General features: G+C 58.6%; 16 protein-coding genes. 11 read left to right on the top strand and 5 right to left on the bottom strand.

Features of this window, described 5'->3' with window-relative positions; genetic code table 11:
* Positions 1 to 45: 45 nt before the first annotated feature.
* From fhuB to M2366_RS15540, 5 genes are all read right to left on the bottom strand, one after another.
* Positions 46 to 2,052, bottom strand: coding sequence for a Fe(3+)-hydroxamate ABC transporter permease FhuB (gene fhuB, locus M2366_RS15520; RefSeq protein ID WP_259270120.1), 2,007 nt, complete (start codon positions 2,050 to 2,052; stop codon positions 46 to 48).
* Positions 2,045 to 2,899: an iron-siderophore ABC transporter substrate-binding protein gene (locus tag M2366_RS15525; RefSeq protein ID WP_259270135.1), complete on the bottom strand. Its 855-nt coding sequence runs from the start codon at positions 2,897 to 2,899 to the stop codon at positions 2,045 to 2,047. Before M2366_RS15525 ends, fhuB begins: the two co-directional genes overlap by 8 nt.
* Positions 2,900 to 2,936: 37 nt before the next feature.
* Positions 2,937 to 3,701 (bottom strand): ATP-binding cassette domain-containing protein, encoded by a 765-nt coding sequence (locus M2366_RS15530; RefSeq protein ID WP_042044003.1) that lies wholly within the window; start codon positions 3,699 to 3,701, stop codon positions 2,937 to 2,939.
* A 120-nt stretch (positions 3,702 to 3,821) separates the two neighbouring features.
* A complete protein-coding gene (locus tag M2366_RS15535; RefSeq protein ID WP_259270121.1) occupies positions 3,822 to 5,501 on the bottom strand; it encodes a multidrug ABC transporter permease/ATP-binding protein in 1,680 nt (559 codons plus the stop codon).
* Positions 5,502 to 5,560: 59 nt separating this feature from the next.
* Positions 5,561 to 7,654: a TonB-dependent siderophore receptor gene (locus M2366_RS15540; protein ID WP_259270122.1), complete on the bottom strand. Its 2,094-nt coding sequence runs from the start codon at positions 7,652 to 7,654 to the stop codon at positions 5,561 to 5,563.
* A gap of 382 nt (positions 7,655 to 8,036) precedes the next feature.
* Between M2366_RS15540 and mioC the strand changes: the two genes are divergently transcribed.
* From mioC to atpA, 11 genes are all read left to right on the top strand, one after another.
* Complete coding sequence (mioC, locus tag M2366_RS15545; RefSeq protein WP_259270123.1) at positions 8,037 to 8,486, top strand: FMN-binding protein MioC; 450 nt, start codon at positions 8,037 to 8,039, stop codon at positions 8,484 to 8,486.
* A gap of 517 nt (positions 8,487 to 9,003) precedes the next feature.
* Positions 9,004 to 10,893 (top strand): tRNA uridine-5-carboxymethylaminomethyl(34) synthesis enzyme MnmG, encoded by a 1,890-nt coding sequence (mnmG, locus tag M2366_RS15550; RefSeq protein WP_042044009.1) that lies wholly within the window; start codon positions 9,004 to 9,006, stop codon positions 10,891 to 10,893.
* A gap of 9 nt (positions 10,894 to 10,902) precedes the next feature.
* Positions 10,903 to 11,520, top strand: a complete 618-nt coding sequence (gene rsmG / locus M2366_RS15555; protein WP_259270124.1) for a 16S rRNA (guanine(527)-N(7))-methyltransferase RsmG — start codon at positions 10,903 to 10,905, stop codon at positions 11,518 to 11,520.
* A gap of 35 nt (positions 11,521 to 11,555) precedes the next feature.
* Positions 11,556 to 12,359 (top strand): ParA family protein, encoded by an 804-nt coding sequence (locus M2366_RS15560; RefSeq protein WP_042044011.1) that lies wholly within the window; start codon positions 11,556 to 11,558, stop codon positions 12,357 to 12,359.
* The gene (locus M2366_RS15565) at positions 12,356 to 13,264 is read left to right on the top strand and encodes a ParB/RepB/Spo0J family partition protein (protein ID WP_042044012.1); all 909 of its coding nucleotides are present in this window, start codon (positions 12,356 to 12,358) and stop codon (positions 13,262 to 13,264) included. Before M2366_RS15560 ends, M2366_RS15565 begins: the two co-directional genes overlap by 4 nt.
* Positions 13,265 to 13,454: 190 nt before the next feature.
* Positions 13,455 to 13,865 carry an ATP synthase subunit I gene (locus tag M2366_RS15570; RefSeq protein WP_042044014.1) on the top strand — a complete coding sequence of 137 codons (411 nt, stop codon included), beginning with the start codon at positions 13,455 to 13,457 and terminating at the stop codon, positions 13,863 to 13,865.
* Positions 13,866 to 13,873: 8 nt separating this feature from the next.
* Positions 13,874 to 14,653 carry a F0F1 ATP synthase subunit A gene (gene atpB, locus M2366_RS15575; protein WP_042044015.1) on the top strand — a complete coding sequence of 260 codons (780 nt, stop codon included), beginning with the start codon at positions 13,874 to 13,876 and terminating at the stop codon, positions 14,651 to 14,653.
* Between the two features lie 62 nt (positions 14,654 to 14,715).
* Positions 14,716 to 14,955: a F0F1 ATP synthase subunit C gene (gene atpE / locus M2366_RS15580; protein ID WP_005893179.1), complete on the top strand. Its 240-nt coding sequence runs from the start codon at positions 14,716 to 14,718 to the stop codon at positions 14,953 to 14,955.
* A gap of 51 nt (positions 14,956 to 15,006) precedes the next feature.
* Entirely contained in the window at positions 15,007 to 15,477 is a 471-nt protein-coding gene (gene atpF / locus M2366_RS15585; protein ID WP_042044017.1) for a F0F1 ATP synthase subunit B, read from the top strand.
* Positions 15,478 to 15,490: 13 nt separating this feature from the next.
* Entirely contained in the window at positions 15,491 to 16,024 is a 534-nt protein-coding gene (gene atpH / locus M2366_RS15590; RefSeq protein ID WP_042044018.1) for a F0F1 ATP synthase subunit delta, read from the top strand.
* Positions 16,025 to 16,039: 15 nt separating this feature from the next.
* A complete protein-coding gene (gene atpA, locus M2366_RS15595) occupies positions 16,040 to 17,581 on the top strand; it encodes a F0F1 ATP synthase subunit alpha (RefSeq protein ID WP_042044019.1) in 1,542 nt (513 codons plus the stop codon).
* The last annotated feature ends 21 nt before the right edge of the window (positions 17,582 to 17,602 follow it).

Consider the following 17,602-nt stretch of genomic DNA (forward strand, 5'->3'; position numbering starts at 1 on the left):
CACTGCCTTGGGCTTTTTCATGGTAAAAAACTGTCATTCGCAACCTTAGAGCCGGCGCAGACACCACATAAAGTAAGCGCCCCCTAACAAGGTAGAGACCAGCCCGGCAGGGATCTCCATTGGGAAGAGCAGTTGCTGACCCGCCCAGTCCGCCAGCACCATCAACAGGGCGCCGCACAGGCTGGCGCCGAGCAGATGAGCACGTGCCCGCACCAATCCCATCAGCTTGGCCATGTGGGGGGCGAGCAAGCCGACGAATGAGAGTGGCCCTATCACCAGGGTGGCACTGGCGGTGAGCAGGGCCACCAGCAGCAACATAATCAGCTGAGCGCGCTGGGTGTTGACCCCCAGCGATCCGGCTGCCGCCCCCCCCAAAGGCAGAATATCGAGCCAGCGTCCCAGGGCCAGGGCTCCTGTCAGCATGATGCCTGCCAACAGGGCGAGTCCCAGCGCCATGGGGCTTGTCACGTAATAGGTAGACCCCGAGACCCAGGCCAGCAGCAGTTGCACCCTGGGATCGCCGTTGGCCAGGGCGATGCTCTGCACTGGCTCCAACATGGCGGTGATGGCGATGCCACATAGCAGGATCCGCTCGGGCTGAAAGCCACTGCGCCTGTTCAACGCCAGCAACAGCACGAGTACCAGCACAGCCCCGGCAACCCCCGCCAGCAACATCAGCGGCAGTGGCAAGGCGGGTAGCAGGAAGGCCGCCAGCAGTAACCCCATGACAGTGCCACCACTCACCCCCAGCAGCTCGGGACTCGCCATGGGATTGCGGCTGACCCTTTGCAGCAAGGTTCCCGCCAGCGCCAACAAGATACCGGCAGCGGCCGCCGCCAGGGTGCGGGGCAATCGCCACTCCCATTGCGCCTGCCAGCGTGCCAGCGATGGCCAGCTCCAGCCATTGACGCCCTGCCCCAGCGCCAGTGAGCCTATCAGGGCCAGCAGCAGCGCCAACCCCAGCCCCCACAACAGCCGGGATGGGTGAGGATGGCGCGGTATGGTCAGGGCGGCAGTCACCTTGGGTTGCTGCTTGTACAGAGCGAGCCGGGGGATGAGCCAGAGCAACAGGGGCGCACCCAGCAGTGCCGTCATGGCCCCCGTCGGTATCATCAGTGGCCAGAAGCGACTCGCCCCCTGCAACAACAGATCCGTGAGACTGAGCAACAGGGCGCCCAACAGCGGGGCCCACAACAGACGTTGGCCGAGGGAGCGAGCCCCTAGCAATCTGACCATGATGGGGGCAGCCAGACCGATGAAACCTATGATGCCGACCACGCTCACCACACAGGCGGTGACAAATACCGCGACGCCCAATCCGGCAAAACGCAGCTTCTTGAGGGAGACCCCCAGGCTGCGAGCACTGGCATCGTCCAGCTCCAGCACAGCCAGGGGGCGAAGCAAGACGGCGGCCAGGCCCAGCCCCAGCAGCAGGCGGGGCAGCAGATAGCTCACCCCCTCCCAGCTATCCTGAGCCAGGGCACCACTGCCCCACACCAGCATGCCCTTGAGCTCTTCCTGATGAAACAGCAGCAGCGCCAGACTGATGGCCCCCAGATAGAGGTTGATCACCAGACCCGCGAAGACGATGACCAGGGGATTGAGATCCCGTCGCCAGGTGAGCATGAAGACCAGGGCCATGGCCCCTGCCCCTCCCGCCATGGCGATCCACTCCCGCGCCACCAGCAGACCAGGGGCTAGCAAGGTTGCCAGCAGGAGCGCAAGCTGGGCCCCCGAGGCGACCCCGAGGGTGGTGGGCGAGGCGAGTGGATTGCGCAACACTTGTTGCATCAGGACGCCAGCCAGCGCCAGCCCGGCTCCCGCCAGCAGCGTGACGGCGAGTCGCGGCAGCAGGCTAAAGTGCATCACCGCCTGACGGGCATCCCCATAATCCGGGTTCAGCATGGCCTGGGGCCAGAGGGAAAAAGGTAACCAGTGGCTCAATACCCACCCGGCGACCGCGCTGGTCAGCAGCAACAATACCAGGCAGAGCAAGGCCGCGGGGCCCGGTAGTACGCCCCGGTTCAGGGGGCGTTGTGACAGGCTATTCATGGGGTACTCCGGCATCGGTGGTCAGAGCCAGGCTCAATTGCTGGGCGAAACGGCGAGCCGACAACACGCCACCGAAACTCCACACGGGAGGAAGATGCAGCGGCTTGGCGCGCTGTACCAGGGGCAGATGTTGCCAGAGTCCGGGGGCCGCCAGCTTGGCGGCCACGCCACTTGGCAAGGGGTCGACGATGACCAGTCGGGCTTCATCCATGGTGGCTAAGCTCTCTATGCTGACCGAGGCGAATCCCCAGTAATTGGTTGGCGCCTGCCAGGCATTGCGCAGCCCCAGCTTGCCCATCACGGAGTCATACATGCTGTGCTGCCCGAACACCCGCACGTGGCGCTCATCGATAAACTGCACCAGCAATAGCGGGGGCAGGTGTTTGGGCAACCCGGCCTTGAGTTCAGCCAGCTCCTCATCCAGCCCGGTCAGCAAGCTGTCCGCCTCCGCTGACTTGTCGACCAGGGCGGCAATGTCCCGGGTCGCGCCAGCGAGCTGAGCCCAATAATCCCCCTCCGGGGAGTAGAGGGTAATGGATTTGACCGGCGCTATCTGGCTCAGGGTGGGGGCCAAGGGGGCGGCCAGGGGCGAGATGAGGATGAGATCAGGTTCGAGTTCGGCCAGCAGCTCACGATTCGGTTGGGCCCGCAGACCGAGATCCACCACGGATGACGGCATCACGGGCTCCGTCACCCAGGCGCCATAAGAGCCCATATCCCCCATGCCCGCCGGGGTAATACCCAGGGCAAGCAGGGTCTCGGCGATGGTCCAGTCAACGGTCGCGATACGGGGTTCAGCCTGCACGGAAGAGACAAGAGAGGTCGGCAGGCAGATGAGCCCCAGCAAGGCGATGCCCAGCGATTTGAATCTGTTCACAACGACCTCACAATATGGCGATGGAGTGGCTCTGCGCCGGGTGACGCATCACAGCCATGGGAATGCCGTAGACAGACTCCAGGGTCTCGCTGGTCATGATGGATTCCGGCTCCCCTTGTACCAGCACCGACCCCGAGTGCAGCGCCACCAGATGATCGCAGAAACGGGCCGCCATGTTGATGTCGTGGATGACGATGATGACCCCCAGATCCAGCTGCTGGCAGAGGGTGCGGATCAGGGTCAGCACCTCCACCTGATGGGCCACATCCAGTGCGGCCAAAGGTTCATCCAGCAGGATGAAACGGCTCTCCTGGGCCAGCAACATGGCGAGCCAGACTCGTCCCCGCTCTCCGCCTGAGAGGGTATCCACCAGCCGATCGGCAAAGGCCTGGGTGTGGGTCAGATTGATGGCTTGCTCGACCTTCTCCTTGTCCTGCTGGCGATGACGGCCAAAGAGGCCACGCCAGGGATAACGGCCAAACTCGACCAGCTCGCGGCCCAGCAAGTTATCGGTACTCGGCAGGTGCTGGGGCAGATAGGCAACCTGGCGTGCAAACTCCTGATGGCCCCAGTCGGCCAGGGGGCGGCCGTCAAAGCAGATCTCGCCGCCATGGTAATTCTGCTGGCGAGCCAGCAACTTGATCAGGGTCGATTTGCCGGAGCCATTATGGCCGATGAGGCCATAGACCTTGCCCTGCTCGAAGCTCAGGCTGGTGGGTTGCAGCAGCGTCTTGCCCTGAATGGCAAAACCGGCGGATTTCATCTCAAACATCAGCAGTCCCGTTGGTGATGGCGCCCCATGGCAGAGGCGCCCTTGACATCTCGTGGGATGGGCTCCGCTCGACACAAGCCCGGCATACCCGGACGCAGAGCGGATCTGGTGCCCTCCCCTTTAGCTCTCTTGCGGCTCGGCCAGACGGCCCACTACGTCAAGGCTGACTCTGTCGCGCTCGGCACCGACCAGTTCGCTGAGCTGGCCCTGGCGCATCTCCAGCAGGCGGTCGGCCAGCGGGAAGTAGTGATCGTCATGGCTGATGGCGATCACCGTCTTGCCCATGGCGTTGAGACGCGGCAGCAACTCGCGGTAGAAGATGCGTCTGAATTCCGGATCCTGATCCGCCGCCCACTCATCGAACAGCATGATGTCGCGCTGCTCGGCAACCGCCAGCAACAGGGCGACCCGCTTACGCTGCCCCTGGGAGAGCTGGATATTGGTGACATGAGCCCCATCGAGCACCAGCTTGCTCTCCATCTGCAACAGATGCAGCCATTGCTGGACCCGCTCGGGATCCGGCTCTTCACCGTCAGGCCCCATCAGGCGATCGAACAGGTGATAATCGGTGAAGATGGCGGAGAAGAGACCAAGATAGGCCTCCCTGTCGGTGACGGGCTCGCCATCGAGCAAGATCTCACCGCTGACCGGTCGATAGAGCCCGGTCAGCAGCATCGCCAGGGTCGACTTGCCCGAGCCATTGCCGCCGATGACGAACAGCTGCTCGCCACGGTGGATCTCAAGGTCGATAGGACCGACGCTGAAACCGGCCCGACCGCCCTGGCCATCATGATGGAACACGACCTGCTTCAGGCTGAGGGTCTGCCACTGTGCCTGCCCATCCTGAGGCGAGACGGCACGCACCGCGAACTCGGGTTCATGGTCGGCCAGTTCCAGGGATCTGAGCTTGTTGAAGGCAACCTGAGCCGCCAGCAAGGTGGGCAAGGCGCCGATCGCCTGCAACAAGGGGGTACGCAGGAATAGCAGGGTCAGGGCATAGGTGGCCGCCACATTGGTATTGGCCCAGCCCAGCCCGTTCGCCAGGAAGAAGGAGAGGCCGATGGCCCCCAGCATCATGATATTCGACCAGTTGATGGCGCTGAGATGGAAGGTATCGGCCCTGATGATGTGGTGGCGATAGTCGAGGGCGTTGGGTTCATATTGCTGCTGATAGAGATGACGGGCTCGGTCCCGGTTCAGGGCCAGCTCCTTGTTACCCTCTATCATGGCCTGATAGTCGCGATAGAGGCGATCCTCTGCGGCACGCATCAGCCCCAGATGACTATAAACCCGTTTGACCAGCAGCCAGCCGATCAGCATGGTGGCGCCGACCCAGAGCGCGGTCCACAACAGCATACCGAGCGAGAGCCAGCCGAGGTAAATGGCCGATCCCAGGGTCAAAATGGTGCCCTGGATAAGCTCGGGCAGGCGCACGAAGGCGATGGTGATACTGCCAATATCACTGGAGAGGGAGGCGAGCAGCGGCCCCTGGCCGATGCGTTTTACCTGGGCGACATCGGTATCGAGCAGTTGCTTGAGCAACTTGCCACGCAGGTGATAAACAAAATGGTGACCGAGGGTGGTCAGTGCCAACTGCGAACTGAGCGTGACAATCATGAGCGCCAGGATAAGGCCGAGCAGCTGGAAGATAACGGAAACAGGATCGCCAACTGATTCAATCAGATAGCTATTGATAAAGGCGATGACCCCGATCCCGAGCAGGGCAGAGCCCAGGCTGAGCAGGGTAATGGCGATGAATGGCCAGCGATAGTGGCGATAGACGAGGTAGAGCAGCTCCATGAAATTCTCTGTCGGGTATGAAAGGGAAACGGGTTGCCCTGAGGGCAACCCGAGTCAGATTACCAGCGGTAGTTGACGCTACCTACCACACTGCGGGGCTCACCGTAGTAGCAGTAGTAGTCACAGCTGGCGACATAGGTGTCATCGAGCAGGTTGTTGACGTTGATCTGGGCACGCCAGTTCTTGGCAAAGTCATACCCGATCATCGCATCCCATACCGTCTGGGCCGGCACCTCGGCCGAACCGTAGATGGGGTTGTAGTTGGCATCCACGGCGCCTATGCCGACGCTGGAGCCGATATAGCGCACCCCGGTACCCACTTCCAGCCCGGAAACAGGGCCTTGCTGCACCTTGTAGTTACCCCAGAAAGAGGCCTGGTGACGCGGGATCAGGCTGGCGCGACGATCGCCATCCCCGGTGTCATTGGTCTTGGCATCGGTATAGGTGTAAGCCCCGGTCAGGCGCAGCGCCGCGGTCGCCTGCACGCTGCCTTCCAGCTCTATGCCCTGGGAGGTCACTTCACCCGCCTGGGTCTGCTGGCCGGAACCGGTGGAGACCAGCGAGTTGGTCTGCTCCAGATCGAACAGCGCCAGATTGATGTAGCCATCGAGGAAGCTGGGGGCGTACTTGATACCGGTCTCGTACAACTTGCCTTCCAGCGGCTTGTAGGAGTTCTTGGTATTGGGATCGATGCCCGGCAGCACTTCAAATGACTCGGCATAAGTGAAGTAAGGGGAGAGACCATTGTCGGCCAGGTACATCAGGCTGCCGGAGAGGGAGAGGTTGTCATCATACTGTCTCTCGTTCTTGCTGGTCGCTTCGCTGATGTTGTGGGTCTCCACATAGTCGAAGCGGCCACCGGCGGTCAGCAACCAGCGATCATCCCAACGGATCTGATGCTGGGCATAGAGGCCGCTCTGACCCTTGGTGCTCTTCTGATAGGTGGCCGTTGACTCATCAAAGCCTGGGAAGTTGCCATGATCCGGGTGCATGGTATCGATGGATCCCATGCCGTAGTTGTCGGCCTCATCCCCTTCATTGACGTGGCGCTGCAGATCGACCCCCAGCAGCAGGGTCTGCTCGGTGCGATCCGTACTCCAGTAGCCCACCATCTGGTTGTCCATGTTGATACTCTTGGTATCGCCATCACGGTAGATCAGACCACGGTAAGCGGTGGTGCTGTCGTAGGTTGGGAAAATATAGGTCTGACGCAGCAGCAGGTCGTTGTAATTGAAGCGGACGTTCTGCTTGAACTCCCAGGTCTGGTTGATCTGGTGGGAGAGCTCATAACCGGCGGAAATCTGGGTGTTGCGGTTGCGATCGTAGTCCGGCTGGCTCAGGTTGGTGCTGGGATCTATCTGGCCCTCTTCGGTATTGAGGGTGCCATAGACCGGGAAGAAGCCGTTGGTGGGCACCCCTTCGTCATGCTGGAAGCTGGCCAGCAGGGTGAGACTGGTGCTATCGGAGATATCCAGGGTCACGCTTGGCGCCACATAGGCACGCTCATTGTAGGTACCGTCCAGCACGCCATCACGCTCGTTGTAGAGCGCAACAAAACGATAGCGGCTGTCGTCGGTCAGCTGGTCGGAGACATCCACCCCCACCTGACGATGATCCCGGTCGCCCAGTTGCAGATTTACCAGCCCTTGCGGCGTGGCGGTAGGACGCTTGCTCATGGCATTGACCACGCCACCGGGAGGCGCCTCGCCATACAGAATGGAGGCGGGTCCCTTCAATAACTCCACACTTTCCAGGCCGAAAGGCTCCGGGGTCCACACATAGTAGCCGGTGCTGAACAGGCGGTTACCGTCCAGATAAGAGGCTGCATCGAAGCCACGCACCTTGAACCAGTTGGTGTTGTTATCCGAGCCATAGAGGCCGGAGAGCACGCCGGAACGATAACGCAGGGATTCGTCGAGTTGCAGCACGGCGTGCTGATCCAGCTCCTCGCGATCCACCACGGAAACGGCGCGAGGGGTCTCGGCCATCGGCACCTCGACCTTCATGGCGGTACCCGTTACCACCATGGTTTCGCTCGCCTTGGGCAGGGCGTCTTCAGCAATGGCTGGCAGCGCCCCAAACAGGCAGGCCAGGGGGATCAAGCGACCGAGAATGGATCGTTGAGGAGTAAAATGATTGGCTAGTAGTGTCATGTTTAAGTCTCAAGTTTTCTATGAGTCAGGCTTAGTTTTTATGGGTCGAGTCTGGGCTCGCTCTGCCGTCAAAGCGGCCAATAATGCAGCGTCATGCTACTACAGGAGGGTTTTCGAATCGATTCAATAATTGCCAATCATTTGCATCCGCATTGACATTAAACAAAGAGATCCTGTCGATTATTGATAAACAGGACACATAAGGGTCTAGGTAGAATTCCTCTATATAAAGGAGGGGGCCATGATGGGCCCCCTTCGATGATCCGGATCCGGATGCCGCCAAAAAATAAATCGCGCGAATTTCCCCGATTCTTATCCATTTTTATCCACATGCATTGGCGGTAGAATCCGGATCCTCAACGCATTCAAAAGGCATACCCCCATGGCCAAATTCAACCTCATCGTCGGCTCTATGTTAGGTGCTGCCGAGTACGTCGCCGACCATGTCGCCGATCTGCTCAATCAAGCCGGTCATCAGAGCGAGATCCATAATCCCGCCCGGCTCGCCGCCATAACCGCCGAACCGGACGCCATACTGCTGGTGGTCACGTCCACCCATGGTGCCGGGGAGGTGCCGGACAATCTCCAGCCCTTCCTTAAAGATCTTTATGAACAAAAACCGGATCTTGGCGCATTTCGCTATGGTGTGATCGCACTGGGTGACCGCAGTTACGACACCTTTTGTGCGGGCGGCAAGACCCTGGATCAACGGCTGGCCGAATGCGGTGCCAGCCGGATCGGTGAACGGCTTGAGATAGACGTGACCCAGTACGAGATACCGGAAGATGCCGCCGAAGCCTGGATCCAGCCCTGGATGGCTTCGATCTCCTGATCAACCCGGGAGATCCCTTTTCAAAGCCGGATCTCCCCTGCCCCGCCTCGATTTACTATCCACCAGGTTATTCACAATCCGATCCCACTGACTTGTTCTACAAGGTTACCCACAACAACTGGGGGTAATGTGGATAACTATGCTTGAAACCTATGTAAAACCTATAGTTATCCTATGTACCAGATCCGGGCGGTTGAGGGCCTGTGTATAAAAGCACTGGTTGTCCCCCGGTTCACGGGGCCAGGATCCAAGCTTTTCCACAGGCTGGGATCGCCTTTAAGATAATGATCTTTATGATCAAAAAGTGCTTATCAACAGAAACGCTGGATCCTAATAAAAGATCTAATAAGAGATCGATCTAAAGATCCTTAAGATCTACTAACGGATCCTGATCCCAGAAAGGGCGCTAACTAGACGTTTCACTGATCACGGGAAACAGATAGAATGTTTGCCCCCTTAACGCGGGGATGAAGACGGCAAACAAACGATCTCAGGCGTGCAGATCAAGGTGATCCCAATGCAATACCATGAACAATTTGATGTGATCGTCGTCGGTGGCGGTCATGCAGGAACCGAGGCCGCAGCAGCATCTGCCCGTATGGGCATGAATACGCTGTTGCTGACTCACAACATCGATACCCTGGGCCACATGTCGTGCAACCCGGCAATCGGTGGGATCGGTAAGGGACACCTGGTCAAGGAAATTGACGCCCTCGGTGGGATCATGGCGCGAGCCATCGATCTTGGCGGGATCCAGTTTCGCACGCTCAACTCCTCCAAGGGCCCAGCCGTGCGAGCCACCCGCGCTCAGGCGGATCGTCTGCTCTACAAAGCGGCCGTGCGAGAGATGTTGGAGAACCAGCCGAATCTGAAGATCTTCCAGCAGGCTTGCGATGATCTGATCATGGACGGGGATCGTGTCGCCGGTGTCGTGACTCAGAGCGGGATCCGTTTCAGTGGCAAGACGGTGGTGCTCACAGTGGGTACCTTCCTGAACGGTTTGATCCACATCGGTATGGATAATTACAAGGGCGGACGGGCTGGAGATCCTCCCTCGATCGCTCTGGCGCAGCGTCTGCGTGAACTGCCGCTGCGCATCGACAGACTCAAGACCGGGACGCCGCCACGCATCGATGCTCGCAGTGTCGATCTCTCCGTGATGCAGGAACAGGCCGGCGACACCCCGACCCCGGTGTTCTCCTTCATCGGCGAGGCGAGCCAGCATCCGCGCCAGATCTCCTGCTACATGACGCATACCAACGAGCGCACTCATGAGGTGATCCGCAATAATCTGGATCGCAGCCCCATGTACGCCGGGGTGATCGAGGGCATAGGGCCGCGTTACTGCCCATCGATCGAAGACAAGATCACCCGCTTCGCCGACAAGACGGCGCACCAGATCTTCGTCGAGCCGGAAGGCTTGACCACCCACGAACTCTATCCGAACGGCATCTCCACCAGCCTGCCATTCGATGTACAGATCCAGATTGTGCGTTCGATCCGGGGCTTCGAGAATGCCCATATCACTCGACCCGGCTACGCCATCGAATATGACTTCTTCGATCCCCGGGATCTCAAGGCGAACATGGAGAGCAAGTGCATCCCCAATCTGTTCTTCGCCGGACAGATCAACGGCACCACGGGCTACGAAGAGGCCGGTGCCCAAGGGCTGCTGGCCGGTCTGAACGCCGCACTGCGGGCGCAGGACAAGGATGCCTGGCATCCCCGTCGTGATCAGGCCTACCTGGGGGTCATGATGGATGATCTCTCCACCCTGGGGACCCGCGAACCCTACCGCATGTTCACCAGCCGTGCCGAATATCGCCTGCTGCTGCGTGAAGACAATGCGGATCTGCGTCTGACGGCTGCTGGCCGTGAACTGGGTCTGGTCGATGACGACCGTTGGGCCAAATTCAATACCAAGCTGGAATTGGTGGAGCAGGAGCGTCAACGGCTGCGTTCGACCTGGATCCACCCCCAGCATGTCGCCGTACCCGGTATCAATGCCCTGGTAAATACCCCGCTCAGCCGTGAACACAGTCTGGAAGAGCTGATGCGTCGCCCCGAGGTGACCTACGATGCGCTGATGGCGATCGAGGGGGTGGGGCCTGCTCTCGAGGATCCGGCCGCCGCGGATCAAGTCGAGATCCAGATCAAGTACGCCGGTTACATCGAGCGTCAGCACGACGAGGTGGAGAAACAGCTTCGCAACGAGAACACCCTGTTGCCGCTGGAGATGAATTACCGCGACGTGAACGGCCTCTCCAACGAGGTGATTGCCAAGCTGAGCGATGCCAAGCCGCAGACCATAGGTCAGGCCTCCCGCATCTCCGGCATCACACCGGCGGCCATCTCCATCCTGCTGGTCCATCTCAAGAAAAACGGCCTGCTGCGTAAAACTGCCTAGAGGATCCCCATGCTGGAAAGATTGAACGGCCTGCTCGCGCAGGCCGATATCGTTATAACAGAGACTCAAAAGACCCAGCTTATCAAGCTGGTTGAGTTGCTGCACAAGTGGAACAAGGCTTACAATCTCACCTCGGTGCGTGATCCCGATGCCATGCTGGTCAAGCACATCCTCGATAGCCTGGTGGTGAGCCGGCACTTGCACGGCGAACGGTTCATCGATGTCGGTACCGGCCCGGGCCTGCCAGGCTTACCGCTGGCCATCATCAATCCGGACAAGCAGTTCGTGTTGCTCGACAGCCTCGGCAAGCGGATCAACTTCATCCGCCAGGTGATCCAGGAGCTCGGTCTCACCAATGTGACCCCTGTGCTGAGCCGGGTGGAAGAGTACAGACCCGAACAGGGCTTTGATGCGGTGCTGAGTCGGGCGTTTTCCTCCCTGGAGGACATGCTGCGCTGGTGTCATCATCTGCCGTCCGAGGAGGGCAGCTTCCTGGCACTCAAGGGACAGTATCCCGCACAGGAGCTGGCCCAGTTGCCGGCCAATATCCGCCTGGTGGCATCCCATCAACTGGTGGTGCCTGAGCTGGAAGGCGAGCGTCACCTGCTGGAGTTTAAAACTATCTAGGCCCGCTTGGGCTGCCGTTTCATTGAGGGGATCTTGTGGGAAAAGTCATTGCCATCGCCAACCAGAAGGGGGGGGTCGGAAAAACCACCACCTGTGTGAACCTGGCGGCTTCCATGGCAGCCACTCGCCGCAAGGTGCTGGTGATCGATCTGGATCCCCAGGGTAATGCCACCATGGGCAGCGGCGTCGACAAATACGACGTAGAGCGCACCGCCTATGAGCTGCTGATCGAAGATATCCCGGTGCGGGACGTGATCGTCACCGAGACCTCGGGGGGCTATCACCTCATCGCCGCCAATGCCGATGTGACGGCGGCGGAGATCCGGCTGATGGAGTTCTTCGCCCGGGAGATCCGGTTGCGCAACGCCATCGCCTCCGTGCGCGACAAATACGATTACATCTTCATCGACTGCCCCCCCTCCCTCAACATGCTGACCGTCAATGCCATGGCCGCCGCCGATTCGGTACTGGTGCCCATGCAGTGCGAGTATTACGCCCTGGAGGGGCTGACGGCCCTGGTCGATACCATCAGCAAGCTGGCGGCCGTGGTCAATCCGGATCTCAAGATTGAAGGGGTGCTGCGCACCATGTTCGATCACCGCAATCGGCTGGCCAATGATGTGTCCGATCAGCTGAAACAGCACTTCGGGGACAAGGTCTATCGCACCATCATCCCCCGTAACGTGAGATTGGCCGAGGCGCCCAGCTTTGGTGCCCCGGCCATGCACTATGACAAATCATCGGTGGGCGCCAAGGCCTATCTGGCTCTGGCTGGCGAAATACTGCGCCGCCAGGAGCAGGAGTTCCAGCCGACCACCGCAGATCGAGAGAGCATATGACCCTGAAAAAACGTGGACTGGGCAAGGGGCTGGATGCCCTGCTCAGTACCAGCACGGCTGCGCGCCAGAAGCAGGTGATGAGCGATCAGCGCACCGAACAGGCCATGGCTCCGGCCCCCCAGGGCGAGCTGCGCAAGCTGCCGCTGGAGTGGCTGCGCTCTGGCAAATACCAGCCGCGCAAGGATATGTCGCAGGACGCACTGGAAGACCTGGCCAATTCCATTCGTGCCCAGGGGGTGATCCAGCCGATCGTGGTGCGCCCCCTCGGCGAGCAATCCTTCGAAATCATCGCCGGTGAGCGGCGCTGGCGCGCCTCCCAGCTGGCCCGTCTCGAGGTGGTGCCCTGCATCGTCAAGGACGTGCCCGACGAGGCTGCGGTCGCCATCGCGCTGATTGAGAATATCCAGCGCGAAGACCTCAACGCCATCGAGGAGGCCGTGGCGCTGCAGCGTCTGCTGACCGAATTCGAACTCACCCACCAGCAGGTGGCCGAGGCGGTGGGCAAGTCACGCACCACAGTCACCAACTTGCTGCGCCTCAACCAGCTCAACGACGATGTGAAGCGTTTCGTGGAGCATGGCGACCTCGACATGGGCCATGCCCGCGCCCTGCTGGCACTCAGTGGCCCGGCCCAGTCAGAACTGGCCAAGCAGGTGGCCCAGAAAGGCCTGACCGTGCGTGATACCGAGCGCTTGGTGCAAAAATCGCTGGAACCGGTAAAAACCAAAGCCGACCCCGTTCGCGATCCACAATTTGCTTACATTGAACGCCAGATTGCAGAAAAAATTGGCAACAAGGTACAACTTCAACAAGGCAAACAGAATAGCGGCAAGTTAGTAATAAGTTACGAGAACTTGGCGGAATTGGACCGGGTATTGGGCTATTTTGGCCTATCAGAACAGTGATTTTTACGCTTTTTGTAGTAATAAAACATCCATTCCTTTCGATATGAACATAACCTTAATTTTGTGCGGAAAGCCGCAAAAATTAAGGGTTTTTGCCATGTTGCAATAGCCGTCTTCACGGGTATAATTTGACCGGCTTTTAGGGCTGTGAATTCGGGGTCTCTGGAACCCGATTTTTTACAGTTCTGTAATGTTCAGAGGTGAGTTGGTGAAACAGAAAATAGCCTTGGAAGGTTTAACACTGGCCTTGGCGATGCTCGTTTGTCAGCTCGTCCTGATCCTGGCGATAGCTTCAGTCTGGTTTTATCAGGCCGGGGCTCACGCCGGATATTCCTCCCTCTACGGAGGGGGGATGTATTGGGTTCCTCAGGCCTTGTTCACACTCTGGGTTCTGCGCCGCAAGGTGACGAAAGAGAGTGTGGGGCTGGTGTTGCGGGACTTTTATGGTGGGGCAGGGATTAAGCTCATTACTACAACAGGACTCTTCGCCCTGATGTTTGGTGCAGGGATCGAGATAAACACCATCTCCTTCTTCGCCACTTATATCCTCGCCCTCGTTGTACAGTGGATAGTCTCATTCACGCTTAACAACCACTATTAGGAAAACTCATGGCTGCAACCGGAGAAGTCCTGACTCCTCAGGAATATATCTCCCACCATCTGACCCATCTGCAAGTAGGGTCTGGGTTCTGGACAGTGAATATCGACTCTATGATATTTTCTGTTCTGTTGGGCACCCTGTTTATCTGGTCGTTCCGTCGTGTTGCCGTCAAGGCCACCAGCGGTGTGCCGGGTAAACTTCAGTGCTTCGTGGAGATGCTGGTCGAGTTTGTGAATGGTAACGTCAAGGACATCTTTCACGGTCGCAACAAGGTCATCGCACCTTTGGGGCTGACCGTGTTTGTGTGGATCTTCCTGATGAACTTCATGGATCTGATCCCCGTTGACTTTATCCCTCATGCTGCACAATTGATGGGTGTTCCCTATCTGCGTGTGGTTCCCTCTGCTGACGTTAACATCACCATGTCCATGGCTTTGGGCGTGTTCTTCTTGATCCTGTACTACAGCATCAAGGTCAAGGGTATCAAAGGGTTTGTGAAGGAGCTGACGCTTCAGCCTTTCAATCACCCTGCGGCCATCCCTGTTAACTTCATCCTTGAAACCGTCACGTTGATTTCCAAGCCAGTCTCTCTGGGTCTGCGACTGTTCGGCAACATGTATGCTGGCGAACTGATCTTTATCCTGATTGCGGGTTTGTTACCCTGGTGGTCACAGTGGATCCTGTCCGTGCCTTGGGCAATATTCCACATCCTGATCATCACCTTGCAGGCATTTATCTTCATGGTTCTCACCATCGTCTATCTGTCGATGGCGCAAGAAGACCATTGATGAAGCAACTCAAATAAAACTTTTTCAAACAACCAATTACCAAAAAATAAATGGAGATCCTCATGGAAAACTTGAACATGGACCTGCTGTACATGGCTGCTGCTTTGATGATGGGCCTGGCCGCGATCGGCGCCTCCATCGGTATCGGTATCCTGGGTGGTAAATTCTTGGAAGGTGCTGCTCGTCAGCCGGATCTGATCCCTGTGCTGCGTACCCAGTTCTTCATCGTGATGGGTCTGGTTGATGCGATCCCGATGATCGCCGTTGGTCTGGGTCTGTATGTGATGTTTGCGGTTGCCTAAGTCGTTACGACTCACGCAGAACCCATTAACTAACTTAAGAGGAAATCGGCTGTGAATATCAACGCCACCCTCCTCGGCCAAGCAATCGCTTTTTTCTTCTTCGTAGTATTTTGCATGAAGTACGTATGGCCGCCGCTGATCGCTGCCATTGAAGCCCGCCAGAAAGAAATTGCTGACGGCTTGTCTTCCGCAGAACGCGCCAAGAAAGATCTGGATTTGGCCAAGGCCAATGCCACCGATCAGCTGAAAGAAGCCAAGCGCCAGGCTGCTGAAATCGTCGAACAGGCTAACAAACGTAAAGCCCAGATCATCGATGAAGCCGCAGTTGGTGCCCAGGCAGAGCGGGAAAAAATCCTGGCTCAAGGCCGTGCCGAGCTTGAAGCTGAACGTCATCGTGCCAAAGAAGAACTGCGCAAGCAGGTTGCTGCTCTTGCCGTCGCCGGCGCAGAGAAGATCCTGGCACGCCACATCGACCAGGCTGCCAACAGCGACATCGTCGACAAACTGGTAGCAGAACTGTAACGGGAACGGGGCTATGTCTGAACTGACTACAATCGCTCGCCCCTACGCCAAGGCTGCTTTCGAGTTTGCCGTTGAGCACAAGGCGGTTGACCAGTGGCTGGAGATGCTCGGTTTCGCGGCGCAAGTCGTGGAAAACGAGACAATCCACACCCTGGTAAACGGCTCTGTGGCTGCCGAAGAACTCGCAAACCTGTTTGTGAGTGTCTGCGGTGAGCAACTCGACGAGCATGGCCAGAACCTGATGCGGGTGATGGCTGAGAATGGTCGCTTGGGTGTGCTGCCGGCGGTCGTGACCGAATATGTACTGCTCAAGGCTGAACTCGACAAAGAGATTCAGGCTGAGGTCATTTCGGCCCATGTACTGACCGACCAGCAGAAGGCCGCTATTCAGGCTTCTCTGGAGCAACGTCTCGCACGCAAAGTGAAGCTGAATTGCAGCATGGATGCGTCCTTGATGGCCGGAGTGCTCATCAAGGCCGGAGATCTGGTTATCGACGGCACTGTCCGCGGTAAGCTGGATCGCATGGCCGACGCGCTGCAATCTTGATTGGGGTATTAGAGCATGCAACTGAATTCCACTGAAATCGCCGAGCTTATCAAGCAGCGCATCGCGCAGTTTGATGTTAAGAGCGAAGCGCGCAACGAAGGCACCATCGTCTCTGTGAGCGACGGTATCATTCGTATCCACGGTCTGGCCGATGCCATGCAGGGTGAAATGATCGAGCTGCCGGGTAACCGCTTCGCTCTGGCATTGAACCTGGAGCGTGACTCCGTTGGTGCCGTGGTCATGGGTCCCTACGCCGATCTGGCCGAAGGGATGAAAGTAAAAGGGACTGGCCGCATTCTGGAAGTGCCGGTTGGTCGTGGTCTGTTGGGCCGGGTGGTCAACACCCTGGGTCAGCCTATCGACGGTAAAGGTCCCATCGACAACGACGGCTTCTCGCCGATCGAAGTTATCGCACCGGGCGTTATCGAGCGTAAGTCTGTTGACCAGCCTGTCCAGACCGGCCTGAAAGCCATCGATGCCATGATCCCTATCGGTCGTGGCCAGCGTGAGCTGATCATCGGTGACCGCCAGGTAGGTAAGACCGCCATCGCCATCGACACCATCATCAACCAGAAAGACTCTGGTATTAAGTGTGTGTACGTCGCGATCGGTCAGAAGGCCTCCACCATCGCCAACGTGGTGCGCAAGCTGGAAGAGCACGGTGCTCTGGCCAACACCATTGTGGTCGTAGCCTCTGCCTCCGAAGCCGCTGCCCTACAGTACCTGGCGCCTTATGCCGGCTGCTCCATGGGTGAGTACTTCCGTGACCGCGGTGAAGACGCGCTCATCATTTATGATGACCTGTCCAAGCAAGCGGTGGCCTACCGTCAGATCTCCCTGCTGCTGCGCCGTCCGCCAGGACGCGAAGCTTACCCAGGCGACGTCTTCTATCTGCACTCCCGTCTGCTCGAGCGCGCTTCCCGCGTCAACGTCGAGTACGTCGAGAAGTTCACCAAGGGTGCCGTGACTGGCCGGACCGGTTCTTTGACCGCGCTGCCGATCATCGAAACCCAGGCCGGTGACGTGTCTGCGTTCGTTCCGACCAACGTGATCTCCATCACCGATGGTCAGATCTTCCTGACCACTCAGCTGTTCAACTCCGGTATTCGTCCGGCGGTTGACCCGGGTATCTCCGTATCCCGAGTGGGCGGCGCGGCTCAGACCAAGATCGTCAAGAAATTGTCCGGTGGTATCCGTACCGCTCTGGCCCAGTACCGCGAGCTGGCGGCCTTCGCCCAGTTCTCTTCCGATCTGGATGAGGCGACCCGCAAGCAGCTGGATCACGGCCAGAAGGTAACCGAGCTGATGAAGCAGCAGCAATACTCCCCGATGAGTGTGGCTGCCCAGGCTCTGGTGCTGTTCGCCGCCGAGAAGGGCTATCTCTCCGACGTCGAAATCGCCAAGGTTGTCGATTTCGAAGCCGCTCTGCTCTCCTACGCCAATACCCAGCACGCTGAGCTGATGGCAGACATCAACGCCACAGCCGACTACAACGACGCGATCGTTGGCAAGCTGACTGCGTTGCTGGATGACTTCAAAGCAACCCAGACCTGGTAAGCGAGTGTGGCAGCGCAAGCT

It is taken from the genome of Aeromonas sp. BIGb0405, from assembly GCF_024807335.1.
In the GTDB taxonomy this organism is placed as follows: domain Bacteria; phylum Pseudomonadota; class Gammaproteobacteria; order Enterobacterales; family Aeromonadaceae; genus Aeromonas; species Aeromonas rivuli.

What these genes read in the sequence shown, in the direction of transcription:
- rsmG (WP_259270124.1), top strand. Translation starts at nt 10,903, where the DNA reads ATGCTGGAAAGATTGAACGGCCTGCTCGCGCAGGCCGATATCGTTATA.
- M2366_RS15540 (WP_259270122.1), bottom strand. Translation starts at nt 7,654, where the DNA reads ATGACACTACTAGCCAATCATTTTACTCCTCAACGATCCATTCTCGGT.
- fhuB (WP_259270120.1), bottom strand. Translation starts at nt 2,052, where the DNA reads ATGAATAGCCTGTCACAACGCCCCCTGAACCGGGGCGTACTACCGGGC.
- M2366_RS15570 (WP_042044014.1), top strand. Translation starts at nt 13,455, where the DNA reads ATGTTCAGAGGTGAGTTGGTGAAACAGAAAATAGCCTTGGAAGGTTTA.
- M2366_RS15530 (WP_042044003.1), bottom strand. Translation starts at nt 3,701, where the DNA reads ATGTTTGAGATGAAATCCGCCGGTTTTGCCATTCAGGGCAAGACGCTG.
- mioC (WP_259270123.1), top strand. Translation starts at nt 8,037, where the DNA reads ATGGCCAAATTCAACCTCATCGTCGGCTCTATGTTAGGTGCTGCCGAG.
- atpB (WP_042044015.1), top strand. Translation starts at nt 13,874, where the DNA reads ATGGCTGCAACCGGAGAAGTCCTGACTCCTCAGGAATATATCTCCCAC.
- M2366_RS15535 (WP_259270121.1), bottom strand. Translation starts at nt 5,501, where the DNA reads ATGGAGCTGCTCTACCTCGTCTATCGCCACTATCGCTGGCCATTCATC.
- mnmG (WP_042044009.1), top strand. Translation starts at nt 9,004, where the DNA reads ATGCAATACCATGAACAATTTGATGTGATCGTCGTCGGTGGCGGTCAT.
- atpA (WP_042044019.1), top strand. Translation starts at nt 16,040, where the DNA reads ATGCAACTGAATTCCACTGAAATCGCCGAGCTTATCAAGCAGCGCATC.
- atpH (WP_042044018.1), top strand. Translation starts at nt 15,491, where the DNA reads ATGTCTGAACTGACTACAATCGCTCGCCCCTACGCCAAGGCTGCTTTC.
- atpE (WP_005893179.1), top strand. Translation starts at nt 14,716, where the DNA reads ATGGAAAACTTGAACATGGACCTGCTGTACATGGCTGCTGCTTTGATG.
- M2366_RS15565 (WP_042044012.1), top strand. Translation starts at nt 12,356, where the DNA reads ATGACCCTGAAAAAACGTGGACTGGGCAAGGGGCTGGATGCCCTGCTC.